Source organism: Parafrigoribacterium mesophilum, from assembly GCF_039652555.1.
Classification (GTDB): domain Bacteria; phylum Actinomycetota; class Actinomycetes; order Actinomycetales; family Microbacteriaceae; genus Parafrigoribacterium; species Parafrigoribacterium mesophilum.
Genome location: NZ_JBDJAF010000001.1, coordinates 1 through 24,908 on the forward strand (window position 1 = coordinate 1; position 24,908 = coordinate 24,908).

Here is a 24,908-nt window from a genome sequence, read left to right on the forward strand (position 1 = left end):
GAACTGGAAACAAGCCCTCGCCCAACTCAGCCTGGCCTACCCCGAAAGAATCAACCGCTACCTATAAACCGACACTTACACAGACAACTTGACAAGCTCGGATCCCAGCCCCTGGAGGAACAGGCGATGCGGCAACGCTACCTGCACCTCTCCCGCGAACGCGACGGCCTAGTCGGCATCCGCGGGGCGCTGTTGCCGGATGTGGCGGCGAAACTTGGCACCATCATGGACGCCTGCCTGTCCCCGAAAACCGCCCCCACGTTCCTGAGCCTGGAGGAAGCCATGGCCGCCGGACGCGACGCCGATCCACGGTCCCGCGATCAGCAACGCCACGACGTGTTCGCCGCAGTAGTGGATGTTGCCGCCCGCAGCCTGGACATGCCACAGCTGGGTGGTGCCGCCCCCGTGGTGGCGGTGGCGGTCACCCTGGACAACCTACAAACCGGTACCGGCTGTGGTTACATCGGCGAGGTACCCATCTCGATGCGGGCGGTGAACCAGTTCACCTGCACCGGCGGCGTACAGAAGATCGTTTTCGATCACAACGGCCGCATCCTGGAACTAGGCTCCCCGGAACGCATCTTCACCGCCCAACAACGCCGCGCCATCATCCTCCGAGACGGGCAATGCTGCACCCCCGGCTGCCACACGCCCGGCGCCCTATCCGAAATCCACCACGTCGACCCCGCCGCAAACGGTGGACCCACCCACACCGACAACGGCATGATCCTGTGCTGGTTCCACCACCGCACCCTCGACACCTCCGGCTGGCAATTCCGCATAGTCAACGGCCTCCCCGAAGTGAAATACCCACCCTGGCTCGACAACACCGGAAACTGGTACCCCACCAACCGATCCGCCACCCTCACACAAACCAAAGCAAACCACAAACGACGACGACACGGCGGCACGGCGAAATCCTCTTAAAGCGATCACCCGGGCGGTGAATGGGGAGCGTAATCACAGGGAATGCGTCGTCGTCAAGCCTCTCGTGTTGTTCCTGTGCGTAGTTGATAATCAAACGATCGACACGACGAATCGGGAGATCAGCCATGAACACGCTTCTTAATCCCTATCTCAGCTTCCGCGACAATGCTCGGGAGGCGATGGACTTCTACCACTCGGTATTCGGCGGCGAACTGGATCAGAGCACGTTCGGTGAATCGCAGGGCAGTGATGATCCTGCGGACAAAGACAAGATCATGCACGCGATGCTGAAGACCGATGGCGGCATGGTGCTGATGGGTGCCGATACCCCCAATGGCATGGAGTACCGGACCGGAGGCAACTACTCGGTCTCGTTGAGTGGAGACGATGACGCGGAATTGCGTGGCTACTGGGAGAAGCTCTCAGAGGGTGGTCAGGTGACGATGCCGCTGGAAACCGCACCGTGGGGCGATAGCTTCGGGATGTGTACCGACAAGTTCGGCGTGAGTTGGCTGGTGAACATCGCCGCACCGAAGGAATAACCCCTCGCCGATCACGCCGCATCCGGCGTAAAATTCCTGCAAGTGACCAGAGGCGGGTGACCGACTATGCGCGCCACAGTGGGCGAACGGATTACTGTTCGCGGCATGACCGTGGGCTCCACGGATCGGCACGGCGAGATACTCGAGGTACGCGGTGTCAATGGCGACCCGCCGTATCTCGTCCGATTCGATGACGGCCACGAGGCCCTCACCTATCCGGGCGCGGACTGCGTGATAGAGCGTCCCGACCAAGCCGGGAACGGCTAGAAGCCGTTAGAGCTAGAAGCTCGAAATAGCGTAGGTCCCGATCAGCCCGAGCAGGGCGAAGACGGCGACACCGAGTGTCATCACTTTTCTTGTCTTCGGACTCATCATCATCGTGACGGCTTCACTCCTGTTTCGGTTCGCAAATGACCACGGGGATGTCGCGGCGGGTCTTCCGCTGGTACTGCTCATAACCACGGTAGGCCGCGATGATCTCCGGCCATAATCGCGCCTTTTCCTCTGCGCTGGCGGTGCGCGCTCGCATCGGCACGGTTCGGCCCCGAATCGTCAGTTCCACATCTGGATGGGCGACGAGGTTCTGGTACCACTGCGGGTTTCGGTCGTCGCCTCCTTTCGATGCGATCAGCACATAACGCTTGTTGTCGTGGACCGGCGAGGTGAGCATCGTCGACCGGCGCTTGCCTGTTGAGCGGCCGATGGTGTGGAGTTCGACGGCGGCCAGCGAGCCCACCGACCAGCCGACTCGGCCTCTCGACAGTGTCAGCACAGCGTGATGCGCTCGACTCATCGACCTCATGAGCAGGTCGATCCAGGCGTTGCGCAGGTTCATGATCGAAGCCTATGTCGGGAAACCATGCTAAATTTCTGGGAAACCGGAGCTAAGGTCGGTTATTACCGCCAAGGGGGCGATTCCCGTGGATCAGCAGGCGCGGGAGCGACTCAGTCAGCTCGAGAGAGTCGCCGATACGCCTTTTGCACTTGAGGTGCCACCGAGTCCGCCGCAGAAGGTGGTGCGCCGCATCCATCCGGCCTGGCTGGCCCCCGTCATTGCCGGCGCCATGGCCGCCGGGTACTTCGGCGCGACAATTGCCGTCGCCGGCCCTCCACCACCGACACCGGCCACCCCTTCCCCGGTTGTGTCCTCCCCGGTGTTCCTGTCTCCGGAACCGCCGTCGAGCGGCACGTCTCCGGTCGACGAGTCATCGAGCGTGAGGGAAGCGGATGCGTGGTTCGATACCGTGCGCCGCGACACCGGCCCAATCTTGGATCCCAGAGTGCTGCACGATCTGAAAATCGATCCTGCGGCTATTCGTTTCGTGCAAGTCAACGCGGACGGATTGCAGGTGTGGGTCGCAAAGGGGACCAACGGTGATTATTGTGTTGTGGCGGTCGACGGCTCCGGCCCGTTTGCCGCTTGCACTCCCGTACGAATTTTTGGGACGGCGGGCCTGACGCTTTCGGTGAACAACTACTCGGTGACGTGGGGCGGAAGCAGCGTGACAGTGTCCAGTTCGCGGCCGCTCGCGGCGCCATAACCTCGATCGTCCGCTCGCGGATGTTGCCGCATACCGCGAATTGCTCGCAAGATCGGGGCGGAGCATGCTAGCTTCTGGAGAAACCAGAGTGAATGTCGGTTCTTCCGCTGAACGAGGAGGTTTCCATGGACGTGACTGCTGTAGTCGTGTTGTCTGTCCTCGGTTTCGCGGCCGCTGCGGTGATCGTTGGCCTGGTTATCGTTGCCCTCCTGCAGATCGCTAAAACCGACACACTGGACAACACCGGGCGCGCGGTGTGGATTCTCATCGTGATCATCGCGCCGGTGTTCGGCGCCGCCATCTGGTTCTGGATCGGGACGCGCACGCCGACGTTGACGGGCCGATAGTCGTGGAGGAGCACACCGACGACTCGCTCAGCGTCACCAATGCGCCTGCGGCCAGAATGCAACGAGCGGAACTGCAAAGAATTGCATTCGGTCGAACGCATGGGCGCGAGGACGAGGAAGCCGCAGCAGCGGCACGCCAACAGCTGGCGGACGCGGACGGCGAGGCAACGGCAGCTGTGGGGTACGTCGCCAGCTCTTCGGAAGTCGCCACAGACCGCCGGAATGCGGTGTCCCCTGCCGCGGACGGTGAGGAATGGGCCGCCGCCCGGGGCGTCCCGGCTGCGATGACCACGGCCCCGAACGACGACGCGCCCCCGCCGCCAGAGCCGCCACAGCGCGGTAGGAGGAGCAGGCACATCCGCGCCGCCTGGCTCATCCCGATCATCGCGGGCTCGCTCGCCGTCGGGTACATCGCCGCTCCGAATGTGGCAGTGCAATCGCTGGTAGGACCATCAGCATCGACCCCACCGAGGGTCGCGCCAAGTGCTGCACCTGGCGTGCCGTCCGCGTTTCCGATTCCGAACGGCGAATTGGCGACAGGCGGACCGTCAAGCTTGAAAGAAGCGGATGCCTGGTTCGAGACTGTGCCGACAGAACGCGATGGTTTCGGCGACCCGCAGTTGCTGGAGACGCTCAAGATCGCCCCATCGGCGGTCCGTTTCGTGCAAATCAACGCCGCGGGCTTCCAGGTGTGGGTGGCCAAGACGCTCAATGACGATCTGTGCGTGCTCAGTACGAACGGCACGAGTGAGATCTCCTCCGCCTGCACCCCTCGGGCCGCTTTTTCTGGAGCGGGCGTGATGTTGACGCAAAGCGACTACTCGATCGGTTGGAGCGGTAGCCGAGTCACAGTCTCCACTCCGCGGTTGCAACTCACCCGGTGACCGCTAGGTGGTGACCAGCAGGCGCGCCACCGAGTCGAGTGCACCAGGAACCAGTCGGTAGTACGCCCAAGTGCCCCGCTTCGACCGCGTCAGCATGCCGGCATCCACGAGCACCTTCAGGTGGTGCGACACGGTGGGCTGCGAAAGCCCGAGCGGCTCGGTGAGGTCGCACACGCACGCCTCGGCGCCGTCGTGGGCCGCGACCATCGAGATCAGCCGCAGGCGTGCCGGATCTGCCAGCGCCTTCAGTGAACGCGCCAGGTCGTCGGCGCTGCGCGGGTCGATGGCTTCCTGGGTCAGCGGCGCGCGGCACGCTGTGACATCCATCACGGAAAGCGATTCGGCCATGTGGCCATTATCGCAGCTATATCGACAGCGGTCGATGTCCGGAAGGAGCCGGTGAGTCAGGACAGGATGTCTTTGGTCACAAACCGGCCATAGGCCAGGGCCCCGAACACGACCAGGTACCCGAGCTGCAACAGCGCGTTGTTGCCGAAGGACTCCCAGGAGATCGGCGACCGCAGCAGGTCGGCAAAATCTAGCCAGTAGTTGCTGAACAGCCACGGATGCAACCACTCCAGCTGCGGCAGCGAGCCGAGCACCTGCGACGCGACCGCGAGCACCACCGTTGCCGCCATGGCGCCGACCGGCACGTCGGTCATCGTGGAGAAGAAGAGGCCGATGGCCGATAGGCCGAGGAGCGACACGGCGATGTAGCCGGCCACCAGCGCCAGCCGCATCAGAGACTCCCCAATGTCGATCGTGTCGCCCGAGAGCAGCGTCACCGGCCCCACCGGGAACAACACCAGACCGACGATTGTCCCGCTGAGCGCGATCGCCAGCGTCGCCGCGGCACAGAACACCGCGGCGGCCACGTATTTGACCACGAGCAACCGCACCCGCCCGACCGGGGCGACCAACAGATAGCGCAGCGTGCCGTGGCTGGCCTCGCCCGCGATCGTGTCGCCGGCGACCACTCCCACGGTGAGCGGCAAGAACAACGGGATGCACAGCAGCAGCCCGACCACGCCCACGAACAGGCCGTTGTTGGAAATGCGGTCCAGGAACGCGGGTCCGCGACCCGGCGACGGCGACGACGTCAGCCGGACCGCTACGGCGACGAGGACCGGAATCGCCGCCAGCGCCAGCAGCATCGCCCAGGTGCGCCGCCGACGGAACAGCAACCCCAACTCCGAGGCCAGGAATGCGGCGCCCGACGCGGCCCGCGGCACGGTTCCGGATGCGAGATCGGCTGTCTTACTGCGCTGGGTCTTCTCACTGCGCTCAGCCATCTCACTGCGCTCAGCCATCTCACTGCGCTCAGCCATCTCACTGCGCTCAGCCATCTCACTGCGCTCAGCCATCTCACTGCTCAATGTCGAACCCCTCCCCCGTGAGCGCCACGAACCGGTCCTCCAGGCTCGCGGATTCGACGGCGAAACCCCGCACCCGCACGCCGCCGGCGACCAGCGCCGCGACGATCGATTCCGGTGGTACTGGGTCGCTACGGTAGGAGGGGTCGTGGAGCAGCGCACCGGGGAAAAGAGCACTGACCAGCGCGTCGGATTCCGTCGACTGCGCCACGGAGTCGATCGCGGCGAGGCCCAGACCCGCCAGCACCGTGCGGGCCTGCGCGGCATCCGGGGTGCGCACCCGCACCGTCGCCTCGCCGGAACTCCGCAACTCGTCCAACGTGCCTTGGGCCACCAGGGTGCCATTGCTCAGCACCGCCGCGTGAGTGCACATCTGCTCGATCTCCGCTAACAGATGGCTGGAGACGAACACGGTGGTGCCTTCGCCGGCCAGCGAACGCACAAGGCTGCGCACCTCGCGGGTGCCCTGGGGGTCGAGCCCATTGGTCGGCTCGTCCAACACCAGCAACTCGCGTGGCGCCAACAGGGCGTTCGCCAGACCCAGGCGTTGTTTCATCCCCAATGAGTAGGCATGCACCTTTTTCGCCGCCACGTGCTCGAGCCCGACCTTGTCCAGCGCCGCGCCGATCCGCGCGGTACGGGTCGCGGCGGGCGCGAACCGGTCGGCCGCGTCCAACCGGCGCAAGTTTGCGGTACCGGACAGGAACGGTGCGAACGCCGGACCCTCGACCAACGCTCCGACGCGCGGCAGCACCTCGGAGAGCTCGTGGGGCATGTCCCGCCCGAGGACCTGAATCTCGCCGCCGGTCGCCTCGGCCAGGCCCAGCATCATCCGGATCGTCGTGGTCTTACCGGAGCCGTTCGGGCCGAGGAATCCGAACACCGCGCCGCGTGGGACGGCCAGATCGACGTCGTTCACCGCGACGTGTGTGCCGAACCGCTTGGTCAGCCCGCGTGTCTGAATTGCCAGTTCACCAGACGGGATGCTGCCGCTCACCGGGACTGCGCTGCGGCCAACAGCCGTGACGCCGGAACCGCTCCGGCGAACACCCGTCCGTCCTTCGTGACGAGCACATTCACCAGCGAGGTGTGCACCATTCTGCCGCCGGCGACCGGGGTGGTCAGTTGCGCGACAAGTGGCGAGGCCATCAATTCCTTGGGAATCCTGCCGGCGGGAAGCTCCACGATCGCGCTCCAGCCTGTGCCGAGGACCGTCGGCTTCACACTGACGGCATCCTCACCCGACCGCTTCGGGTGATGTGCCTTGGCGGGGCCTTTCATATCCGGCAGCGTGTGCTCTTTCATCGTGGAGCCGGGCGGTGGCGTAAAGGTGAAGAGGTTAGCGCTTGGTGTCGTCAGGCTCAACTGGGTGAATCCGAGTTGGAATGCCGGCTTCTCCTGGCCGCGGGCCCGTACCTGCACGCCGAGCGGCAGGCCCGTCTCGGAGTCCACCGCCACCGACACCGAGCGGACCAGCGTCTCGGTGGTGCGCGGTGTGAGCACGAGGTTGTAGGCGGTGCGGCCGGCCACAGTGGTGTCATCCCCGATGGTGACCCGGGTGCTGGCATCCAGCGCCGCGACGATCTTCTCACCAAGCGCCGCCGGGGTCAGGCTGTCCGGGGTCTGCGTCCCAGGGCTGCGGGTTTCGGTGCCGTGCCTGGCACCCTTCGCGGGAAGAGTGAGGTGGGCTGAGGTGTTGTCCTCGGAACTGTACAGCCACAGATCAGAGCCGTTTCGGATGACGTCTCGTTCGGCCAGCCTGTCCAGCACCTGCAGACGCGCCTTGGTCGGGCCGTCGACGTAAACCCTGGCGGTGTGCGATCCGCCGAGCAGTTCAAGGACGCTGGGCAGGTCAAGCACCGAATCGGCTGGCGACTTCTGGAACTTCTCCCCCGCCGGCAACTGCGGCAGGCCGAGTTCGGACGACTGCTTCACCGTGCCCGAGAACGCGTGCACCTGATTACCGGCCACCATGGCCAGCACCTGTTGCGGTGTCTTGGTGGGAAGCTTCTGTGCTGCGGAGGCCTGGAACGGGGCCACCACGGCGACTCCGGCAATCAGCGCGGGCACGAGCACTGCCGGCAACCAGCGTGACAGGGTTTTCGGCATCCGGTGGTTCTTCATGGCGACCTACCTCGACTGTGGCGATGCGTGGCTTAACGCTACGTCACACAGGCTGAGAGTGTACCTACTGTGCCGGCCGGCCGGCATCCGCTTTCGCGCTCGCCCGCATGCTGCCGACGAAGCTGCGCCGCGGATGCTCCGTCACCGTCATCGGCGTGATGTCGCGTGGCGTGAACAGGTTGACGATCCAGCCGGAGAAGATTCGGAACTTGCGTGAATAAGTGGGCATTGACATGCCGTGATAAACCCGGTCGACCAGCCACGCCGGAAGGCCCTTCAGCGGAATCCCGAAGACCACTGCGGCGCCCTTGCCGACACCGTAGCTGGCCAAGGTGCCCAGCGACTTGTGGCGGTACTCGGCGATCGGCTCGCCGTGCAGCGCGGCGACGATGTTCCCCGCGAGCAGCTTCGCCTGCCGCACCGCGTTCTGAGCGTTGGGTGGGTAGTACGCCGGCTGGTGGTCCGCCGTGAGGTCGGGCACCTGCGCATTGTCGCCGGCTGCCCAGGCGCCGTCGACGACGGAGCCGTCATCCCGAATCACCTGAAGCCTGGCGTTTGCCACGGCGTGGCCCTTAGGGCCGCGCGGCACGTTCGTGGACTCCAGCACCGGATTCGGCTTCATTCCGGCCGTCCAGACGATCGTGTCGGCGGCGAAGCTGTCACCGTCGCTGAGCACCACCTGCCCGTCGATGCAGGACTTCATCGTGGTGTTCAGTCGCACGTCGATGCCGCGCCGGCGAAGGTGTGAGAGGGTCCAGGCCGACAGTTTCGGACCCACCTCCGCGGCCACCCGGTCGACCGCCTCCAGCAGCACCCAGTGCAGGTCGGCGCGGCGCAGGTCGGGATAGTTGCGCAGCGCGATCTTGGACAGGTCGCTCAGCTCCGCAACAGCCTCCACTCCGGTGTAGCCACCACCGATGAACACGAACGTGAGTGCTTTCCGTCGCTCGGCCGGGTCGCGGGTCGCCGAGGCCAGGGCGATGCTGTCGAGCACTCGGTTGCGCAGGTACAGCGACTCCTCGATCGTCTTGAAGCCGATCCCCTCCTCCTCCAGCCCGGGCGTGGGGAAGGTGCGTGTGACGGCACCGAGGGCGAGCACCACATGGTCGTAACTCAGCTGCCGCGCCTCGCCGTCGACACCCTCGATCGTGGCGGTTTTCAGATCACAGTCCAGGGCGGTCAGTCGCCCTTGGATCACGTCGACGTGCGGCAGAGCCCTTCTCAGCTGGACGGTGACGTTCCGCGGCTCGATCTCGCCGCCGGCCACCTCGGGCAGCAGCGGCTGATAGGTCATGTACGGGCTCGGTTCGACCAGGGAAATCGCCATCGGAGCCGCGGTACGCCGCTTCTGCAATCCCCACGCGGTATAGAGTCCGACGTACCCGCCGCCGAGGATGAGCACGCGCGCCTGTGACGTTGACATGCGACACAGTGAACCCCTCGCCATCAGCAGCGCCAAGGGGTCTGCCGCGAGAATCCACGACGGCGACGAAATAGCTCCATATATCGATGGACGTCGATGTATTATGGCAGCGAGGAAAGGATCGCGGATGCCAGACAACGCCACCGGCACGCCAGCCGTGTTGTTCGTCTGCGTGCACAACGCCGGCCGATCCCAGATGGCCGCCGGTTACCTCGCCGCGCTGGCCGGCGACCAAGTGGAGGTGTTTTCCGCGGGCTCCGAGCCGGCCGCATCCGTCAACCACGCGGCAGTCAGGGTCATGGCCGAGGATGGCATCGATATCGCCGCCGGAAGGCCGAAAATCCTCACGGTCGATTCGGTGCGGCATGCGGATGTCGTCATCACCATGGGCTGCGGCGACGCCTGCCCCGTCTTTCCCGGAAAACGTTATGAGGACTGGGACCTCGACGATCCGGCGGGAGCGGACCTCGACGTCGTCCGCCGCATCCGCGATGACATCAAGGCCCGCGTGCAGCGCCTGATCGCGGAACTCGACCTCACCTTCATCGGCAGAAGCACCGTAGGCAGGGAGCCACAATGATCGACGACAACACAATGACCACCGACAATACTGAATCGGTACGTGAACAGGTGCGCGAACGCTACGCGAGAGCCGCACTCAGCATCACCGACATCAGCGGCAACGCTGCCCTCACGAGTGATTGCTGCGGCGGGGGCGGCTGCGACGCCGATTTTGGGGCAGCGCTCTACGCGTCAGGCGAGACCACTGGGCTGCCGGACGAGGCGGTGCTGGCCAGTTTGGGCTGCGGCAATCCCACCGCGGTCGCCGACCTGCGTGAGGGAGAAACCGTGCTCGACCTCGGCTCCGGCGGTGGTATCGACGTGCTGCTCTCGGCCAGGCGGGTCGGAGACAGCGGCTTCGCCTACGGTCTGGACATGACCGACGAGATGCTCGAACTCGCACGCGCCAACGCCACGAAGGCCGGCGCGACGAACGTCGAATTTCTCAAGGGACAGATCGAGAAGATCCCGTTGGAGGATGCGAGTGTCGACGTGGTCATCTCGAATTGTGTGATCAACCTGTCCACCGACAAACCAGCGGTGCTACGGGAGACCTTCCGGGTGCTGAAGCCGGGAGGCCGCATCGGCGTGTCGGACGTGGTGGCGGAAAACCACCTCAGCGCGACCCAACGCGCCGACCGAGGCAGCTACGTCGGATGCATCGCCGGAGCGTTGTCCGTCGACGAATACCGAGCCGGGCTCACCGCGGTCGGATTCACCGACGTCGACGTTCGGTTCACCCACGAAGTGGCGCCGGGGATGCACGGTGCCATCGTCCGGGCGGTCAAGACGCGCTGAACCGGCGGCATCCGCGGATATGGTGGGCAGTATGAGCGTTGACCATGTCGTCATTGTCGGAGCGGGCATGGTCGGCCTTTCGACGGCCTATTTCCTTCAGGAACGCGGCGTTCAGGTCACGGTGGTGGACCGCATCGGCGTGGCGGCGGGAGCGTCCTGGGGCAACGCCGGCTGGATCGCTCCGGCGCTGACCCTTCCGCTGCCGGAGCCGGCCGTGCTGGCGTACGGGGTGAGCGCGATGCTGCGGCCGTCCTCGCCGCTCTACATTCCGTTCACCATGAACCCGCGCCTGATCCGGTTCCTGATCGGTTTCGCCAGGGCCTGCCTGCCCGGAACCTGGCGCTCCTCCCTCGCGGTGTATTCCGAGGTCAGCAGCATTGCCATGGCGGCCTTCGATGAACTCACCGACGGCGCAGTGGCCGAACCGACCCATCTGGCCGAACCCTTCCTGGCCGGTTTCTCCACCACCAAGGAGCGCGAAGGCCTGGTTCAGGAGTTCAAACTCTCCGGATCGGGCGGTGCCGGCCCCGACTACGACCTGATCACCGGCGACGAGATGCGCGCCATTGAGCCGACCCTGGGTGGCGGCGTCGCTGCCGGCGTGCGGCTGCGCGGGCAGCACTTCATCAATCCGCCGAAGTTCGTCGAAGCCCTCGCCGATGCCGTGCGATCCCGCGGCGGCACCATCGTGACCGGGTTCAACGTCACCGGCGTGCACGACCACGGTGCCTCGGGCGTGGAGGTGGTACCGGCATCCGGCGACCCATTGCGGGCGGACGCCGTAGTACTGGCCTCCGGCACCTGGCTGGGCGCCCTGGCCAGGCCCTTCGGCGTGCGTCAGCTGGTGCAGGCCGGCCGCGGTTACAGCTTCACGGTGGTGCCAGCGGTGATGCCGAGCCGGCCGATCTACTTCCCCGCCGCGCGCGTGGCCTGCACCCCGCTCGGGGATCGGTTCCGGATCAGCGGGATGATGGAGTTCCGCTCCGCCGAGGCGCCGCTCGACCCCCGCCGCATCCATGCCGTCGTCGAGGCCGCCCGGCCGATGTTCACCGGCATCGACTGGGAGGACCGCAAGGAGGAGTGGGTGGGGCCCCGGCCCTGCACTCCCGACGGTCTGCCGCTGATCGGGGCGACGAAGTCGCCGAGAGTGTTCGTCGGCGGTGGCCACGGCATGTGGGGCATCACCCTGGGCCCGCTCACCGGCAAGTTCCTCGCCGACTCGATCACCGGCCACGAGGTACCCGCGCTGATGCAGGGTTTCAACCCGCTACGCTGATCGCACCCCGCCGAGCGATACCTTTCCGGACGAGGCACCCCGCCGCGGCGGGCCTTCTGGTCCGGAAGCCTATCGCTCGGGGGCGATGCCGCCGTGGGCCGTCGCGCTACCCGGGTCACCGATCCTGGTAAAACGCTGCACCTGGTTGCCGTCGACAATCGCCGTGCCCAGGAACATGTCCTTGGGTCGCACCCACAAATCGCCGGCCGGCGAGCGGTACACCACGAGCTCCTCCTCGGTCTCGCTGTGCCGGGCGACGCCGATCGCCTCGTAGATGCCGCCCTTGAAGTGCCGATACACGCCTGCCAGGTCCATAACCACCATTGTTGTGGATGTCAGCGGTGCCCGATGTCAGCGGAAGGTGCGAAAGCTTCGGGAGGCCGCCACCGCGAGGAGGAAGCCCACCGCGCAGATACTGGCCACTCCGCCGATGTACGCCAGGGGCAGGCTGATCATCGGCAATGGCAGTCCGGTCACCGATCCGGCGACGGCGAGACCCGCCACGACGACGCAGAGCACGGCGGTCCAGTCCAGTGCGCTGTTCCACGGCGATCGGGCCGGTGGGTCGAGGTGGGGTCGCACGCTGGTCAAGATCGCTCCGGCAATGCATCCGAAGAACGCCACGACCAGCAGCGCCGCCATGACGTCGCTCGGCCGGTGCCACTGGTTCGCCAGGGTGGACACCCCCGTGGCAATGGTGAACATCGCGCCGACGGCTGCGGCCATGGGCCGCAGGTTGGGGCTGACCGCCAGGAAGAACACCAGGGCGGCCGACGCCGCCAGCGTGGTGTGTCCCGAGGGGAACGAGTTGAACGCGTAGCCGTGCACGCCGAAATCCGGCCGGTTCAAGATGAGTTCCTTGAGCACCTGGGTGGCGAGATTCGCCAGCGCCGCCGCGACCATGGCGACGAAAAAGCTCACCCAGTTGCGACGCACCGCGGTGACGACCACCGCGACGAGAAACGCGATCACCACGGCGATGACCGGCAACGCATCCAACAGACTGAGGGTGACCGGGGCGATGCTGCGCTGTCCGAGACGGGCACCGTCGAAGGCCCGCTCGTCGAGCACCTGTCCGGCGTGGGTGCGCACGGCGAAGAGATAGACCAGGGTGAAGACCACGGCCAGGCCGAACGCGGCCATCACGAAGACCCCCGGCCTCGTCCCCTGATTCATGCGCATGTCTAGTCCACAATCTCATATCCGACTGGATGACGAAGACTGACGCTCTCAGGCCGCGACTAACGCTCGCCGGCGGCGGCCCGGGCGACCGCGAGGTCATGCACCAACTGGTCGAACGCCTCGTCCCAGCCATCGCGGCCGCGCAGCCGCAGCACCGCGGACGGATGCGCCGTGACCAGCACACCACCGATGTTCGGCGCGATCTGGTTCAGCGCGGTCTCGTGCAGCACCGTGCCGCGCTCGGCGCCGATGCGCACCGGCCGGCCCAGCACCGAGCGCCCCGCGGTCGCACCCAGGCAGACGATGACATCCGGCGCCACCGCCGCCAGCTCGGCTTCCAACCAGGGATGGCAGGCGGCAATGTGGCCGACCTCGGGGGTGGCGTGGATGCGTCGTTTGCCTCGTTCCACGAAGTGGAAGTGCTTGACGGCATTGGTGAGGTAGACATCCGCCTGTGCGATGTCGGCTGCCTCGAGGGCGTCGGCGAGTACCCGGCCGGCAGGGCCGACGAACGGCTCGCCCACGCGGTCCTCGCGATCCCCCGGCTGCTCCCCGACGAGCATCAAGGGCGCCGATGCGACGCCGGCGGAGAAGACCAGCTGGGTGGCATCGCGCCACAGTTCGCAGCCGCGACACCGCTGGGCGGCCTTGTGCAGCTCTTCGATGCCGGTGCCGCCGGCGGGCACCCGCTCCGGTAGCCACCGCTGCGCGCCGGGGCGCTGAACGTCCACCATGTCGCCACCTCGTCGCTGGTTGGTGCCTACTAGGGTGGCACAATGGACCCCGCCGTGAACCCCCCATGTGGACGGACAACATGAACACGGACCGGCCGCTGCGCATCCTGCACCTCTCGGACAGCCACCTGTTCGGTGACGACAGGCTGCAGTACGACCGAGTGGACACCCTCGGGGCGCTGACCCGGGTGCTGGCCAGGGCCGGGGCCGTGGACCGAGTAGATGCCGTGGTGCTGTCCGGGGACCTCTCCAACGACGGCAGCGCCGAGTCGTACCGGCGACTGCGATCCCTGGTGGAACCGTGGGCAGCCGCACGCGGGGCGGTGGTGGTCTACGCGATGGGCAATCACGACCTGCCTGCCGGATTTCAGGAGGTGCTCGGGGCACAGGAAAACGTGAGCACCGTCCGTGGCTTCCGCATCGTCGTGCTGGACAGCTCGGTGCCGGGTGCGGGCTTCGGCGAGCTTCGCCCAGACCAATTGGAGCGGCTCCGCGCCGTACTGCAGGCCCCCGCGCCGAACGGCACCGTGCTCGTGGTGCATCACCCGCCGGTACCCGCGGCCACCGCCCTGCTGGCTGCCCTCGAACTGCGGCAGCCGGATCAGTTGCTGCGGCTGTGCCGGAACACCGACGTGCGACTCATCCTTTGCGGGCACTACCACCATCCGATGGTCGCGCACGCCGACGGCATCCCGGTCGTGGTCGCGCCGGGGATCGCGAACACCTCGGATGCGTTGGCGCCGGCCGGGACGGAGCGTGCGACCGAAGGATCCGGGTTCGCGGTGGTTGACCTGCCCGTGGCCGGTGCCCCCCGCGCGATCTTCGTGGCGGCGCCCGGGCCGAACGACGGCGCGGAGATCTTCAATCTCACGCCGGAGGAAGTTCAGCGCATCGCGCGCGAGGCCGGCGGCGGGAAGTGACCCCGCCAGTCCGGTCAGTGTTCGGTGTTCTCCAGAAGGGCGGTGTCCTCCGCCAGCGCGGCATCACGCGCCTTCACCCGGTTCTTCTCCTGACGCACCTTCGCCTGCGTGGCCCGCTCCCGCACCAGCCACTGCGGCGGATCCGCCAGCAGCGCCCGGATCTCGGCGGTGGTCAGCGGCTCGGTCACGCCGCTTCTGGCCAGCCCGGCGATGGACACTCCGAGCTTGCCGGCCACCACTTGGCGGGGGTGCGGACCGTTCGCACGCAACTCGGTGAGCCATGCCGGTGGCGCGGCGTTCAGCGCCGCCAATTCGGTACGCGACACCTCGGAGTTCTGGAACTGCGCCGGGGTCGCCGGCAGGTGAATGCCGAGTTTCTTCGCCGCGGTGGCGGCCTTCATGGTTTGCGGTGCGCGTTCTGCGGTCATCCGCTCAGCGTAACCTGAGACGACCCCCGACCGGAGCCGCCCAACCACCACCTGCACGAGAAAGGAGTCCCAGTGCTGTCGATCGCCTTCGTGCCCGGGGTCACCCTGACCAAGTGGAGCAGAGCCTGGGACGAGCGCCACCGGGGCGACCGGCTCCAGGTCACGCCCACCGACGATGCAGTCGCCGCCGTGCGGGAAGGGCGCGCCGACGTCGCCTTCGTCCGGTTGCCGGTCCCGCAGGAGGCACCCCCTGTTCTGGAGACGAACACAGCGCTGCCGGAATTCAACGTCATCCGGCTGTATCAAGAGGTTCCAGTCGCCGTACTGCCGAAGGAGCATCCGCTCGGGCAGGCGAACGGCATCCGTCGTGCCGAATTGGACGGCGACATCGTGCTCGAGGTGACGACAACGGTGAAAGACGCCGTCGAGTTGGTGGCCGCGGGCGCCGGCGTGCTGCTGGTACCGCAGTCGGTCGCGCGGCTCTACAACCGCAAGGATGTCGTGGCGGTGCCGATCACGGATGCGCCGGAGACCACAATCGCGCTCGTCTGGCTCGCGGAGGGCACCAGCGGGCCGACGAGCTCCGCCATCGACGAATTCGTCGGTATCGTGCGCGGGCGCGGCGTCAGGAGTTCCCGCGGCACGCCGACTCCGCCCGCTCCCCGGCCAACACAGTCGGCCACCAAGCAGAAGCCCGGCGCGCCCAGAAAGCGTCGTCCGCCCAGGCCCATGAGCGGCAAACGACGGCGTACCTGGTAAATGGGACAATGGCGGGTGCCCACCTCCGCCCCACTCGCGCCACCGCTGCTCGGCCTGTTACTCGATGTCGACGGACCCATCGCCAGCCCCATCACGCGCACCATCGCCATCCCCAGCATCGTCACCGATCTGGTGACACTCGCGGCAGCCGGCGTGCCGATCGCCTTCATCACCGGCCGCAGCGACACTTTCCTGCGGGACCAGGTGGTGGCGCCGCTGTTGAACGCGGGGCTGTCACCGACGGCAGGGATGTTCGGGGTGTGTGAGAAGGGCGGCGTCTGGTTCCCGATCACCGCATCCGGGATGGGCGCGATCAGCATCGACGACAGCATCGCCGTGCCGCAGGATTACACCGACGACCTGCGCAACCTGGTCGCGAACGGCTTCTCCGACACGATGTTCTTCGATGACACCAAACACGTCATGATCTCCATCGAGCAGCGCCGGGACGTGCCGCACGCCCGCTACGTCGCCGCGCAGCCGGCGATGAACGAGGCGGCCTTCGAACTGCTCGTGCGGCACGGCCTTGGCGCCCGGCTGGGCGATCGCGAGAGGGCGGATGCGGCGGGGCGGGTGCCGTTCCGGGTCGATCCGACCATCATCTCGACGGACGTGGAATCGGTGACCCTGGACAAAGACCGCGGCGCCGAACGTGCCCTGGCGTTCTTCTCCCAGGTGGGGCCGCTGCCGAAACGGTGGCGCTCGATGGGCGACTCGCGCAGCGACTATCTGATGGCCGACCACCTGTATGCGGCAGGCTTCGAAGTGGCGCACGTGGACGTGCGCCCGTCGGACGGCATCCTGGATCGACCGTATCGGGTGGTCGTGGAAGGCGACGCGATTCACGACGAAGCCGGGGCGGCGTTCCTGTCTCATTGGGTGGAGAAACTGGGCCTGCGGTAGCCATTCCGGGGCGAACACTCCTCGTCTGAGTGTGCGCTTGGAGTGTGTCAGTGGCAATTGACATACTCGAAGCCGTGTTCGATCATAGACAGATGTCTTCTCTCGCTACTGCTCCCGCCGGGGATGCCGTGCGCGAGCTGCAGGCGCGCATCCGGCAGATGCAATCCACGAAGCTGGACAGCCGCAGCATCCCGACTCCGCCGGCGATCGGCGCGCTGCTGCCCGACGGTGCACTGCGGCAGGGTGCGGTGTATTCGCTCGGTCCTTCGGCGGCGTTGCTGATGGCTCTTCTCGCCGCGCCCTCCGTCGCCGGCTCCTGGTGCGGCATCGTGGGCATCCCGGAGTTCGGGATCGAGGCGGCGGAAGGGTTCGGCATTGATCTCGACCGGCTCGTGTTGATCCCGCATCCCGGCGAGCACTGGCTCGGAGTCACCGCGGCCATCGCCGATGTGATGGGGGTGGTCGCCACCCGCCCGCCGGGCAGAACGAACGGTGCGGCCGCCGCCCGGCTGTCGGCTCGGCTGCGGCAGCGTGGCTGCACGCTGCTTGTGCTTGGTCCTTGGCCGCAGAGCGAGGCGATGCTCACCCTTTCGGACAGCGACTGGACCGGGATCGGTTCCGGCTTCGGACACCTGACGGCCAGGCAGGCGACGGTGACGGTGACCGGCCGGGCCGCGCGGCCGCGCAGCGCCAGGGTGTGGCTGCCCGACCGGGACTTCAGGGTCGGTGCGGCGGTACCTCAGACGGTGCCGCCCGAGACGATGCCGCCCGAAGCTGGCGCAGTGCTGTCAGATGCCGGGCATCCGCGCTGGCCGCAGGAGGTGGCGGGATGATCACCAGGACCATGGTGCTGTGGTGCCCGGATTGGCCTATCATCGCTGCGGTTCGCGCGCACGACGTTCCCCAGGATGCCCCGATCGCGGTGATCGACCGCGGGCTGGTGTTCGCCTGCTCCGCCGCCGCCCGGCGGGAGGGGGTGAAGCGTGGGCTGCGGCTGCGGGAGGCACAGGCGCGCTGCCCGCAGTTGCTCGTGTTCGACTACGAGGCATCCGTAGACCATCGGTCGTTCGAGCCCATCGTGTCCGCCATTGAGGAGGTGGTGCCGTCCGTGCAACTGCTGCGCCCCGGCACCTGCGCCCTTCGCGCCAGGGGGCCGAGCCGCTATTACGGCTCGGAGGAGGAGGCCGCCCTGTGGTTGCTCGACGTGCTCGACGCGCAGCGGGTCCCCGGCGCCAGAGTCGGGGTGGCAGACGGGCCGTTCACCGCGGAGCGGGCCGCCCGCAGCACGCACGGCGTGCTGGGGGCGGGCACGAGAATCCGGATCGTTCCTGAGGGCCAGTCTGCGCAGTTTCTCGGCCCACTGCCCATCGGGTTGCTGGAGGATGGCCCCGGCGGGGTCGGATCGGGCAGGGACGGATCGGGCGGGCGCGGGCCACGTGGGCAACGGCGCGGTGACCAGGCTCCCGAGCTCGTCCCGCTGCTGCGCCGGCTGGGCGTGCATACCCTGGCCGACTTCGCCGCGCTGCCTGCCGGCGATGTGCTCGGCCGGTTCGGGGCGACGGGAGCACAACTGCACGCCCTCGCCGCCGGGTTGGACAGCCGGGCAGTGGTGCCGCGGGAACCGCCGGAGGAACTGGACTGCGTTGTCGAGTTCGAACCGGCCCTGGACCGCGTCGATCAGGTGACCTTCGGCATCCGCGCGCCGGCCGGCCGGTTTCTCGAGAAGCTCACGGCGGCGAAGCTGGTCTGCACCGGCATCGCCGTGGAGATCGTGTCGCAGTCCGGGCGGGTCTCCCAGCGCAGCTGGTTGCATCCGCGGTCCTTCACCGCCGCCGACGTCGTCGACCGGGTGCGCTGGCAGTTGCAGGGCGCCGACCGCTCCGACAGCCCGTTGGACTGTGCGGTGATCCGGGTGCGGGTGACTCCTGAGAGCGTCGATGCCATCGGCAACCACGAGGAAGGGCTGTGGGGCGCCGGGCCGGATGAGCGCATCCACCACGCACTCTCACGGGTGCAGAGCATGCTCGGCCACGACGGGGTGCTCACCGCGGCGGTCGGCGGCGGCCGCACCGTCGCCGACCGCCAGAACCTGGTGCCCTGGGGCGATCGGGGGCAGCTGACCCGGCCGGCGCCCCGGCCGTGGCCCGGCCATCTGCCCGCTCCTGCCCCGTCAACCGTGTTCGATGTGCCCCGCCCGGTGCACGTGCTCACCGCGGAGGGAACCGCGGTTCGGGTAGATGAGCGCGGAATCCTGTCCGCTCCACCGGCGCAGTTCTCGGATGCCGGACGACGGGCCAGGCAGGTGAGCGCGTGGGCGGGACCGTGGCCGGTCGACGAGCGGTGGTGGGATGCCGCCTCGGCACGCCGGGTGAACCGGTTCCAGCTCGTGGACGAGGAGGGCACCGGCTGGCTGCTCGTGCTCCAGGGCGAGAGCTGGTGGGCCGAAGCGAGGTACGACTAATGGGCTGGAACAATCCGCCGGTGCCCTGGGCGGAGTTCGAACGCAAGTTGTCCGGCGGCCGCCGCGCATCGGATGCGGCAGCGGAACATACGGCGGAACATACGGCACCGGAGCGCGTGCCGGCACCGAAGGTCGCCCGGATCCGTCAAGGCACCCCGGGGTCCGGCGCCGAGTCCGCCACGCGGCCGATGCCCTACGCCGAACTGCACGCGCACTCCAATTTCAGCTTCCTGGACGGTGCCTCCTCCCCCGAGGAACTGCTGCACGAATCGGCCCGGCTCGGCTTGCACGCCCTTGCGCTGACCGACCACGACGGCCTGTACGGCATCGTGCGGATGGCCGAAGCCGCCGAAAAATACGACATCGCCACGGTGTTCGGTGCCGAACTGTCGCTCGGCCTCGGTGCCCCGCAGAACGGTATCCCCGATCCGGAGGGCAGCCACCTCGTGGTGCTCGCCCGCGGTGAGGACGGCTACCACCGGCTCGCCGCCGCCCTCACCGCTGCGCAACTGGCCGGCGGCGAGAAGGGCCGCCCGCGTTACGACCTGGCGGAGCTGGCCGAACGCGCGGCCGGCCGGTGGAGTGTGCTGACCGGATGCCGCAAGGGCAGGGTGCGCCAGGCGCTCGGCGGCGGCCCGGATGGCGTCGGCTCCGCGGATGCCACCGGTTGCCAGCGGGCCGCCGAGCGTGAGGTGAGTCTGCTCGTCGACCTGTTCGGCGCCGACCGGGTGCTCGTCGAGTTGATCGACCAGGGGTACCCGCTGGATTCCGCCCACAACGACGCGCTGGCCGCTATCGCCGCCCGGCTGTCGCTGCCGACCGTCGCGACCGGCAACGTGCACTATGCCACTCCACGGGAACATCGCTTGGCGGGCGCGCTGTCCGCGGTGCGCGCCCGCCGCAGTCTGGACGACATGGACGGCTGGCTACCGGCATCCGGCTCCGCGCACCTGCGAAGCGGCGCGGAGATGGCCGCCAGGTTCGCGCGTTACCCCGGCGCCGTCGAGCGCACCGTGGAGGTGGCCGACGATCTCAGCTTCGGGTTGCGCGCCGCCCGCCCCGGGCTGCCCAAGCAGGAGGTGCCTGCCGGGCACACCCCGATGAGCTGGCTGCGCGAGTTGGTCTGGCGCGGCGCCGCGCTCAAGTACCCGAACCTGCCGGAGGCGGACCGAGCCCGCATTGAGCGGGAGCTTGAGGTGATCGAGGCGAAAGACTTCCCCGGCTACTTCCTCATCGTGTACGACATCGTGCGGTTCGCGCGGAGCCGCGGCATCCTCTGCCAGGGCCGCGGGTCGGCGGCGAACTCGGCGGTGTGTTACCTGCTGGACATCACCGCCGTCGACTCGATCTTCTATCAGTTGCCGTTCGAGCGGTTCCTCTCCAGCATGCGTGAGGAGGAGCCGGACATCGACGTGGACTTTGACTCGGACCGCCGGGAGGAGGTCATCCAGTACGTCTACACGAAGTACGGCAGGCAGAACGCCGCCCAGGTGGCCAACGTGATCACCTACCGGCCCAAGTTCGCCGTGCGGGACATGGCCAAGGCGCTCGGCTATTCCCCCGGCGCTCAGGATGCCTGGTCGAAACAGATCGAGCGCTGGGGCGCGCTCGGTGCGAACGCCGACCACGACATCCCGCAGCCGGTGCTCGAGCTGGCCGATGAGGTGCTGAAGTTCCCCCGGCACCTGGGCATCCACTCCGGCGGCATGGTGCTCACCGACCGGCCCGTCGGCGAAGTATGCCCGATCGAGCATGCACGGATGGACGGCCGCACCGTGTTGCAATGGGACAAGGAAGACTGCGCCTGGATGGGGCTGGTCAAGTTCGACCTGCTCGGCCTCGGCATGCTCGCCGCTCTGCAGTATTGCTTCGACCTGGTGCGCGAGCAGGTCGGCGAGACCTGGACCCTGGACACCCTGCCGCGCGAGGAGGCCGGCGTGTACGACATGCTCTGCCGAGCGGATTCGATCGGCGTGTTCCAGGTGGAGTCCCGCGCGCAGATGGGGGTGCTGCCCCGGCTGCAACCCCGCCGCTTCTACGACCTGGTGATCGAGATCGCGCTGGTGCGACCGGGGCCGATCCAGGGCGGGGCGGTGCATCCGTACGTGCGGCGCAAGCTGGGCAAGGAACCGGTCACCTACTTGCATCCTCTCCTGGAGCCGGTGCTGGAGCGCACCCTGGGGGTGCCGCTGTTCCAGGAGCAGCTCATGCAGGTGGCGATGGCGGTCGGCGGTTGCAGCGCCGAGGACGCCGACCTGCTGCGTCGGGCGATGGGGTCCAAGCGCGGTATCGAGCGGATCTCCTCACTGAAGGCGAAGCTCTACGCTGGCATGGCGGACAACGGCATCGTCGGGGATGTGGCCGATGAGATTTACGAGAAGATCGAGGCGTTCGCGAACTTCGGTTTCGCCGAGAGCCACTCGCTGAGCTTCGCGCTGCTGGTCTACGCCAGCTCCTGGCTGAAGCTGCACTACCCCGGCGCATTCCTGGCCGCGCTGCTGCGCGCCCAGCCGATGGGCTTCTACTCGCCGCAGTCGCTGGTGGCGGATGCCCGCAGGCACGGCGTCGAGGTGCGGCGCCCCGACATCCTCCACTCCGGCGTGGCCGCCGATCTTGAGCCGCTGGATGGGACGACCGCCTCCCGCACCGGCGCCTCCCCCACCGGTGCGGCGCGCTGCGTCGCCTTCGAGCAGCCTCCGGTGCCGCCGTTCGACCGCAGCATCCCACCCGACACGGCAGAGCACCGCCGCGACGGCGCGTTCGCAGTGCGACTCGGCCTGGACGCGGTGACCGGCATTGGCACCCCGCTGGCGCAGCGCATCGTCGCCGAGCGGGAGGCCGCCGGGGCCTTCCGCGACATGTCGGACCTGGTACGCCGCACCCTGCTGACCACGGCACAACTGGAGGCGTTGGCGACCGCGGGCGCGTTCAACTCGTTCGGACTGTCCCGCCGGGAGGCGCTTTGGAACGCCGGCAACGCGGCTCAGGACCGGCCGGAGTACCTTCCGCACTCGTTTGTCGCCGTGCAGCCGCCGTTGTTTTCAATGCCGACCGAGTTGGAGGAGGTCGCCTCCGACCTGTGGGCGACGGGGATCTCGCCCACCGACCATCCGATCCGGCATGCCAGGGCTGCCCTGGCCGAGCGCGGGGTGCTCTCCTCGGCGCAGCTGGCCACCGCGGAGTCCGGTCGGCGCGTCGAGGTCGGTGGGATCGTCACCCACCGGCAGCGGCCGGCCACCGCCAGCGGGATCACGTTCCTGAACCTTGAAGATGAAACCGGCCTCACCAACGTGATCTGCTCGGTCGGGGTGTGGAACCGGTACCGCAGGGTGGCCAGGGATGCGCCGGCGCTGATCGTGCGCGGCAAACTCGAGCGGTCGACCGAGGGGGTCACGAACATCCTGGCCGACCGGTTCGAACCGCTGCCGCTCGTCACGCCGCACCGCTCCCGCGACTTCCGCTGACCCTCGACCTGCATTAGTTCCCGTTGCGGCTAGTTGTTCCCCGCGCACCGGGCACAACTAGCCGGAACGGGAACAATTGCCCGGATAGGAATGCTACGGATGCTTGCGCAGCAGATCGATGCGTGCCTGCAGTTGCGCCACGCTGGCCTGCGGCACCGCGGGGCCGCCGACCTTGCGGCGCAACTCTGCATGAATGAGCGCGTGCGGCTCGCCCGTGGCCCGGGCCCGGATGCGCACCAGCGAGTTGAGCAAGCTGCGCTGCTCCTTCAAGGTGCGGTACAACGGCACCGGTTCCGGCGCCGGCGTCTCCCCGCGCGCCTGCGCCAGACGGGCGCGTTCCGCGGCCCGGCGACTCTGCCGGCTCTGCCGCGCCTGCAACAGCTCTCGCACCTGATCCGGCTCCAGCAGGCCGGGAATCCCGATGAAATCGAGCTCCTCCAGGCTGCCCACCTCCGCGCCGGCGCCGAACTCGGCCCCGTCGAACAGCACGCGCTCGAACGTCGCGGACGACTCGATCGCCTTGAAATCAAACTCGTACACACCCGGCGACGACGGCTCCGGCTTGTTCGCCTCCACGACCAGCGCGTCGTCCAGCAGGTCAACCTGGCTCACTCGGTCCAGGGCGTGGTCGCGTTCGAGTTCGAGCGCCGACGCCAGCGCCGTCAGCGACGGCACGCTGGGCAGGAAGACGGATGCTGTTTCGCCACGGCGCCGAGCCCGCACATACCGGCCGATCGCCTGGGCGAAGAACAGCGGTGTGGACGCCGAGGTCGCGTAGACGCCCACGCCCAGCCGGGGAATATCGACGCCCTCGGACACCATCCGCACGGCGACCATCCAGCGTCGCTCGCTCTTCGCGAACGATTCGATCCGGCCGCTCGCCGCCTTCTCATCCGAGAGCACCAGAGTGGCCTGCTGTCCGGTGATCGACTGCAGCAGTTTTGCGTAGGCGCGCGCCGCGAAGTGGTCGGTCGCGATGACGAGACCCCCGGCATCCGGCACCGCACGCCGCACCTCGGTGAGACGCTGGTCGGCGGCCCGCAGCACCGCCGGCATCCAGTCCCCCTCCGGGTCCAGCGCGGTGCGCCAGGCCTGCGCCGTCACGTCTTTGGTGTCGCCCTCGCCCAGCCGTGCCTCCATTTCGTCGCCGGTGCGGGTGCGCCAGCGCATGGTACCCGCGTAAGTCATGAAGATGACCGGGCGCACGACGCCATCTCGCAAGGCCCGCCCGTAGCCGTAACTGTAGTCGGGGCGAGAGGTGCGGATGCCGTCCGCATCCTCCAGGTAGGTCACGAACGGGATGGGCGACGCATCGGAGCGGAACGGGGTTCCGGTGAGAGAGAGCCGGCGTTTCGCTGAGCCAAACGCCTCCCGGATGCCGTCGCCCCAGCTGAGTGCATCGCCGCCGTGGTGCACTTCGTCCAGGATGACCAGGGTGCGGGCGTCCTCCGACAGCCTCCGGTGCAGAGCCGGACGCATGGCCACCTGCGCGTAGGTGACCGCGATGCCGTGGAAATGTCGTCCGTGTCGGACGTCGCTGTTCTTGAAGTTCGGATCGAGCCTCACGCCGACCCGGTGCGCGGCATCCGCCCACTGCCGCTTGAGATGCTCCGTCGGCGCGACCACCGTGATCCGGTCGATCGTGCGTCGCGCCAGCAGCTCGGTGACCAGCCGCAACGCGAACGTGGTCTTGCCGCTACCGGGAGTCGCGGCCACCAGAAAGTCGCGAGGCTCGTGTTCGAAATATGCCTCGAGTGCCTCTTTTTGCCAGGCCCGCAGCTTGTCCGCAGTGCCGCGTGCGGCGCGCTCCGGAAATGCAGGCGACAGGTGTTCCGCTGCCGCCGTGCCCACCGACGGACCGAACGACAAGGGACTGCTCACTTGAACAGACCCTACCGTGACCCGCCGACCCCATCTGACAGGGCCGGCGGGCACGGGTTAGGCCGCGATCAAGCTGTGCGGCGGTTGCGGGTGAACAAACCCCAGATCAGCAGCACGACGATGGAACCCAGGATCGCAATGATCCAGGTCTGCCACGACCAGAAGTTTTCCAATCCGATGCCGAAGATCGCCGATCCGATCCAACCTCCGAGGAGAGCGCCGACGACTCCCAGCAGGAGCGTCATGAGCCAGCCGCCGCCCTGCCTGCCAGGCAGGATGGCCTTGGCGATGGCTCCGGCTATGAGTCCCAAAATGATCCAACCGATGATGCTCATGGTTTCCACCTTCACATGTGGTTTGCCGCGTCCGGGTGGACGACG

The 24,908-nt window shown here is 67.6% G+C and carries 27 protein-coding genes; 15 read left to right on the forward strand and 12 right to left on the reverse strand.

All coding sequences use genetic code 11. The features are described 5' to 3' along the window. The first annotated feature begins 111 nt into the window (after positions 1 to 111). The 3 genes from ABFX56_RS00005 to ABFX56_RS00015 all read left to right on the forward strand — a co-directional run bounded on the left by ABFX56_RS00005 (position 112) and on the right by ABFX56_RS00015 (position 1,736). Complete coding sequence (locus ABFX56_RS00005) at positions 112 to 927, forward strand: HNH endonuclease signature motif containing protein (protein WP_428834416.1); 816 nt, start codon at positions 112 to 114, stop codon at positions 925 to 927. A 125-nt stretch (positions 928 to 1,052) separates the two neighbouring features. Next, complete coding sequence (locus ABFX56_RS00010) at positions 1,053 to 1,469, forward strand: VOC family protein (RefSeq protein WP_346231232.1); 417 nt, start codon at positions 1,053 to 1,055, stop codon at positions 1,467 to 1,469. Positions 1,470 to 1,535: 66 nt separating this feature from the next. Next, the gene (locus ABFX56_RS00015) at positions 1,536 to 1,736 is read left to right on the forward strand and encodes a DUF1918 domain-containing protein (RefSeq protein WP_346231233.1); all 201 of its coding nucleotides are present in this window, start codon (positions 1,536 to 1,538) and stop codon (positions 1,734 to 1,736) included. A gap of 121 nt (positions 1,737 to 1,857) precedes the next feature. Here ABFX56_RS00015 and ABFX56_RS00020 read toward each other — a convergent pair whose 3' ends face one another. Then, the gene (locus tag ABFX56_RS00020; RefSeq protein ID WP_346231234.1) at positions 1,858 to 2,304 is read right to left on the reverse strand and encodes a nitroreductase/quinone reductase family protein; all 447 of its coding nucleotides are present in this window, start codon (positions 2,302 to 2,304) and stop codon (positions 1,858 to 1,860) included. An 85-nt stretch (positions 2,305 to 2,389) separates the two neighbouring features. Here ABFX56_RS00020 and ABFX56_RS00025 point away from each other — a divergent pair, with 85 nt between their 5' ends. The 3 genes from ABFX56_RS00025 to ABFX56_RS00035 all read left to right on the forward strand — a co-directional run bounded on the left by ABFX56_RS00025 (position 2,390) and on the right by ABFX56_RS00035 (position 4,241). After that, the gene (locus ABFX56_RS00025; RefSeq protein ID WP_346231235.1) at positions 2,390 to 3,010 is read left to right on the forward strand and encodes a hypothetical protein; all 621 of its coding nucleotides are present in this window, start codon (positions 2,390 to 2,392) and stop codon (positions 3,008 to 3,010) included. A gap of 125 nt (positions 3,011 to 3,135) precedes the next feature. After that, positions 3,136 to 3,357, forward strand: a complete 222-nt coding sequence (locus tag ABFX56_RS00030; RefSeq protein WP_346231236.1) for a PLDc N-terminal domain-containing protein — start codon at positions 3,136 to 3,138, stop codon at positions 3,355 to 3,357. A 2-nt stretch (positions 3,358 to 3,359) separates the two neighbouring features. After that, complete coding sequence (locus tag ABFX56_RS00035; protein WP_346231237.1) at positions 3,360 to 4,241, forward strand: hypothetical protein; 882 nt, start codon at positions 3,360 to 3,362, stop codon at positions 4,239 to 4,241. A 3-nt stretch (positions 4,242 to 4,244) separates the two neighbouring features. On the opposite strand, the gene ABFX56_RS00040 is transcribed toward ABFX56_RS00035, so the two are convergent. From ABFX56_RS00040 to ABFX56_RS00060, 5 genes are all read right to left on the reverse strand, one after another. Then, positions 4,245 to 4,589 (reverse strand): ArsR/SmtB family transcription factor, encoded by a 345-nt coding sequence (locus tag ABFX56_RS00040; RefSeq protein WP_346231238.1) that lies wholly within the window; start codon positions 4,587 to 4,589, stop codon positions 4,245 to 4,247. Positions 4,590 to 4,645: 56 nt separating this feature from the next. Beyond that, positions 4,646 to 5,605: an ABC transporter permease gene (locus ABFX56_RS00045; RefSeq protein WP_428834375.1), complete on the reverse strand. Its 960-nt coding sequence runs from the start codon at positions 5,603 to 5,605 to the stop codon at positions 4,646 to 4,648. Between the two features lies 1 nt (position 5,606). Further along, the gene (locus ABFX56_RS00050) at positions 5,607 to 6,611 is read right to left on the reverse strand and encodes an ABC transporter ATP-binding protein (protein WP_346231239.1); all 1,005 of its coding nucleotides are present in this window, start codon (positions 6,609 to 6,611) and stop codon (positions 5,607 to 5,609) included. Next, positions 6,608 to 7,738 carry a LolA family protein gene (locus ABFX56_RS00055; protein ID WP_346231240.1) on the reverse strand — a complete coding sequence of 377 codons (1,131 nt, stop codon included), beginning with the start codon at positions 7,736 to 7,738 and terminating at the stop codon, positions 6,608 to 6,610. Before ABFX56_RS00055 ends, ABFX56_RS00050 begins: the two co-directional genes overlap by 4 nt. Positions 7,739 to 7,802: 64 nt before the next feature. Beyond that, complete coding sequence (locus ABFX56_RS00060) at positions 7,803 to 9,161, reverse strand: NAD(P)/FAD-dependent oxidoreductase (protein ID WP_346231241.1); 1,359 nt, start codon at positions 9,159 to 9,161, stop codon at positions 7,803 to 7,805. A 127-nt stretch (positions 9,162 to 9,288) separates the two neighbouring features. Here ABFX56_RS00060 and ABFX56_RS00065 point away from each other — a divergent pair, with 127 nt between their 5' ends. The 3 genes from ABFX56_RS00065 to ABFX56_RS00075 are packed head-to-tail and all read left to right on the forward strand — an operon-like array spanning position 9,289 to position 11,796. Beyond that, positions 9,289 to 9,741 (forward strand): arsenate reductase ArsC, encoded by a 453-nt coding sequence (locus tag ABFX56_RS00065; RefSeq protein ID WP_346231242.1) that lies wholly within the window; start codon positions 9,289 to 9,291, stop codon positions 9,739 to 9,741. Further along, a complete protein-coding gene (gene arsM / locus ABFX56_RS00070) occupies positions 9,738 to 10,520 on the forward strand; it encodes an arsenite methyltransferase (RefSeq protein ID WP_346231243.1) in 783 nt (260 codons plus the stop codon). The genes ABFX56_RS00065 and arsM overlap by 4 nt, the downstream gene beginning before the upstream one ends. Positions 10,521 to 10,551: 31 nt before the next feature. After that, positions 10,552 to 11,796, forward strand: coding sequence for an NAD(P)/FAD-dependent oxidoreductase (locus ABFX56_RS00075; protein WP_346231244.1), 1,245 nt, complete (start codon positions 10,552 to 10,554; stop codon positions 11,794 to 11,796). A gap of 69 nt (positions 11,797 to 11,865) precedes the next feature. On the opposite strand, the gene ABFX56_RS00080 is transcribed toward ABFX56_RS00075, so the two are convergent. From ABFX56_RS00080 to ABFX56_RS00090, 3 genes are all read right to left on the reverse strand, one after another. After that, positions 11,866 to 12,111, reverse strand: coding sequence for a DUF1653 domain-containing protein (locus ABFX56_RS00080; RefSeq protein ID WP_346231245.1), 246 nt, complete (start codon positions 12,109 to 12,111; stop codon positions 11,866 to 11,868). A 36-nt stretch (positions 12,112 to 12,147) separates the two neighbouring features. Further along, positions 12,148 to 12,972 carry a phosphatase PAP2 family protein gene (locus tag ABFX56_RS00085; protein ID WP_346231246.1) on the reverse strand — a complete coding sequence of 275 codons (825 nt, stop codon included), beginning with the start codon at positions 12,970 to 12,972 and terminating at the stop codon, positions 12,148 to 12,150. A gap of 65 nt (positions 12,973 to 13,037) precedes the next feature. Then, positions 13,038 to 13,712, reverse strand: a complete 675-nt coding sequence (locus tag ABFX56_RS00090; protein WP_346231247.1) for a UdgX family uracil-DNA binding protein — start codon at positions 13,710 to 13,712, stop codon at positions 13,038 to 13,040. Positions 13,713 to 13,792: 80 nt separating this feature from the next. Here ABFX56_RS00090 and ABFX56_RS00095 point away from each other — a divergent pair, with 80 nt between their 5' ends. Continuing rightward, positions 13,793 to 14,632 carry a metallophosphoesterase gene (locus ABFX56_RS00095; protein WP_346231248.1) on the forward strand — a complete coding sequence of 280 codons (840 nt, stop codon included), beginning with the start codon at positions 13,793 to 13,795 and terminating at the stop codon, positions 14,630 to 14,632. A 14-nt stretch (positions 14,633 to 14,646) separates the two neighbouring features. Here the strand turns inward: ABFX56_RS00095 and ABFX56_RS00100 are convergent, their stop codons facing one another. Beyond that, on the reverse strand, positions 14,647 to 15,060 hold the full coding sequence (locus tag ABFX56_RS00100) for a DUF5997 family protein (protein WP_346231249.1): 414 nt from the start codon (positions 15,058 to 15,060) through the stop codon (positions 14,647 to 14,649). 72 nt (positions 15,061 to 15,132) lie between these two features. On the opposite strand from ABFX56_RS00100, the gene ABFX56_RS00105 reads away from it, so the two are divergent. From ABFX56_RS00105 to ABFX56_RS00125, 5 genes are all read left to right on the forward strand, one after another. Beyond that, entirely contained in the window at positions 15,133 to 15,819 is a 687-nt protein-coding gene (locus ABFX56_RS00105; RefSeq protein ID WP_346231250.1) for a LysR substrate-binding domain-containing protein, read from the forward strand. Then, positions 15,820 to 16,722 carry a hypothetical protein gene (locus ABFX56_RS00110; RefSeq protein ID WP_346231251.1) on the forward strand — a complete coding sequence of 301 codons (903 nt, stop codon included), beginning with the start codon at positions 15,820 to 15,822 and terminating at the stop codon, positions 16,720 to 16,722. A 92-nt stretch (positions 16,723 to 16,814) separates the two neighbouring features. Continuing rightward, entirely contained in the window at positions 16,815 to 17,555 is a 741-nt protein-coding gene (locus ABFX56_RS00115; protein WP_346231252.1) for a hypothetical protein, read from the forward strand. Next, the gene (locus ABFX56_RS00120) at positions 17,552 to 19,183 is read left to right on the forward strand and encodes a DNA polymerase Y family protein (protein WP_346231253.1); all 1,632 of its coding nucleotides are present in this window, start codon (positions 17,552 to 17,554) and stop codon (positions 19,181 to 19,183) included. The genes ABFX56_RS00115 and ABFX56_RS00120 overlap by 4 nt, the downstream gene beginning before the upstream one ends. Next, entirely contained in the window at positions 19,183 to 22,647 is a 3,465-nt protein-coding gene (locus tag ABFX56_RS00125; protein ID WP_346231254.1) for an error-prone DNA polymerase, read from the forward strand. Before ABFX56_RS00120 ends, ABFX56_RS00125 begins: the two co-directional genes overlap by 1 nt. A 93-nt stretch (positions 22,648 to 22,740) precedes the next feature. Here ABFX56_RS00125 and ABFX56_RS00130 read toward each other — a convergent pair whose 3' ends face one another. Both ABFX56_RS00130 and ABFX56_RS00135 read right to left on the reverse strand, forming a co-directional pair. Next, a complete protein-coding gene (locus ABFX56_RS00130; RefSeq protein WP_346231255.1) occupies positions 22,741 to 24,528 on the reverse strand; it encodes a DEAD/DEAH box helicase in 1,788 nt (595 codons plus the stop codon). Positions 24,529 to 24,596: 68 nt separating this feature from the next. Then, positions 24,597 to 24,863 carry a GlsB/YeaQ/YmgE family stress response membrane protein gene (locus ABFX56_RS00135; protein WP_346231256.1) on the reverse strand — a complete coding sequence of 89 codons (267 nt, stop codon included), beginning with the start codon at positions 24,861 to 24,863 and terminating at the stop codon, positions 24,597 to 24,599. Positions 24,864 to 24,908: the final 45 nt, after the last annotated feature.

Coding starts and splice junctions, on each gene's coding strand:
- ABFX56_RS00010 (WP_346231232.1), top strand. CDS start 1,053: ATGAACACGCTTCTTAATCCCTATCTCAGCTTCCGCGACAATGCTCGG.
- ABFX56_RS00015 (WP_346231233.1), top strand. CDS start 1,536: ATGCGCGCCACAGTGGGCGAACGGATTACTGTTCGCGGCATGACCGTG.
- ABFX56_RS00020 (WP_346231234.1), bottom strand. CDS start 2,304: ATGAACCTGCGCAACGCCTGGATCGACCTGCTCATGAGGTCGATGAGT.
- ABFX56_RS00030 (WP_346231236.1), top strand. CDS start 3,136: ATGGACGTGACTGCTGTAGTCGTGTTGTCTGTCCTCGGTTTCGCGGCC.
- ABFX56_RS00040 (WP_346231238.1), bottom strand. CDS start 4,589: ATGGCCGAATCGCTTTCCGTGATGGATGTCACAGCGTGCCGCGCGCCG.
- ABFX56_RS00045 (WP_428834375.1), bottom strand. CDS start 5,605: ATGGCTGAGCGCAGTGAGATGGCTGAGCGCAGTGAGATGGCTGAGCGC.
- ABFX56_RS00055 (WP_346231240.1), bottom strand. CDS start 7,738: ATGAAGAACCACCGGATGCCGAAAACCCTGTCACGCTGGTTGCCGGCA.
- ABFX56_RS00060 (WP_346231241.1), bottom strand. CDS start 9,161: ATGTCAACGTCACAGGCGCGCGTGCTCATCCTCGGCGGCGGGTACGTC.
- ABFX56_RS00065 (WP_346231242.1), top strand. CDS start 9,289: ATGCCAGACAACGCCACCGGCACGCCAGCCGTGTTGTTCGTCTGCGTG.
- arsM (WP_346231243.1), top strand. CDS start 9,738: ATGATCGACGACAACACAATGACCACCGACAATACTGAATCGGTACGT.
- ABFX56_RS00075 (WP_346231244.1), top strand. CDS start 10,552: ATGAGCGTTGACCATGTCGTCATTGTCGGAGCGGGCATGGTCGGCCTT.
- ABFX56_RS00080 (WP_346231245.1), bottom strand. CDS start 12,111: ATGGACCTGGCAGGCGTGTATCGGCACTTCAAGGGCGGCATCTACGAG.
- ABFX56_RS00085 (WP_346231246.1), bottom strand. CDS start 12,972: ATGAATCAGGGGACGAGGCCGGGGGTCTTCGTGATGGCCGCGTTCGGC.
- ABFX56_RS00090 (WP_346231247.1), bottom strand. CDS start 13,712: ATGGTGGACGTTCAGCGCCCCGGCGCGCAGCGGTGGCTACCGGAGCGG.
- ABFX56_RS00095 (WP_346231248.1), top strand. CDS start 13,793: ATGAACACGGACCGGCCGCTGCGCATCCTGCACCTCTCGGACAGCCAC.
- ABFX56_RS00100 (WP_346231249.1), bottom strand. CDS start 15,060: ATGACCGCAGAACGCGCACCGCAAACCATGAAGGCCGCCACCGCGGCG.
- ABFX56_RS00110 (WP_346231251.1), top strand. CDS start 15,820: ATGGGACAATGGCGGGTGCCCACCTCCGCCCCACTCGCGCCACCGCTG.
- ABFX56_RS00115 (WP_346231252.1), top strand. CDS start 16,815: ATGTCTTCTCTCGCTACTGCTCCCGCCGGGGATGCCGTGCGCGAGCTG.
- ABFX56_RS00120 (WP_346231253.1), top strand. CDS start 17,552: ATGATCACCAGGACCATGGTGCTGTGGTGCCCGGATTGGCCTATCATC.
- ABFX56_RS00125 (WP_346231254.1), top strand. CDS start 19,183: ATGGGCTGGAACAATCCGCCGGTGCCCTGGGCGGAGTTCGAACGCAAG.
- ABFX56_RS00135 (WP_346231256.1), bottom strand. CDS start 24,863: ATGAGCATCATCGGTTGGATCATTTTGGGACTCATAGCCGGAGCCATC.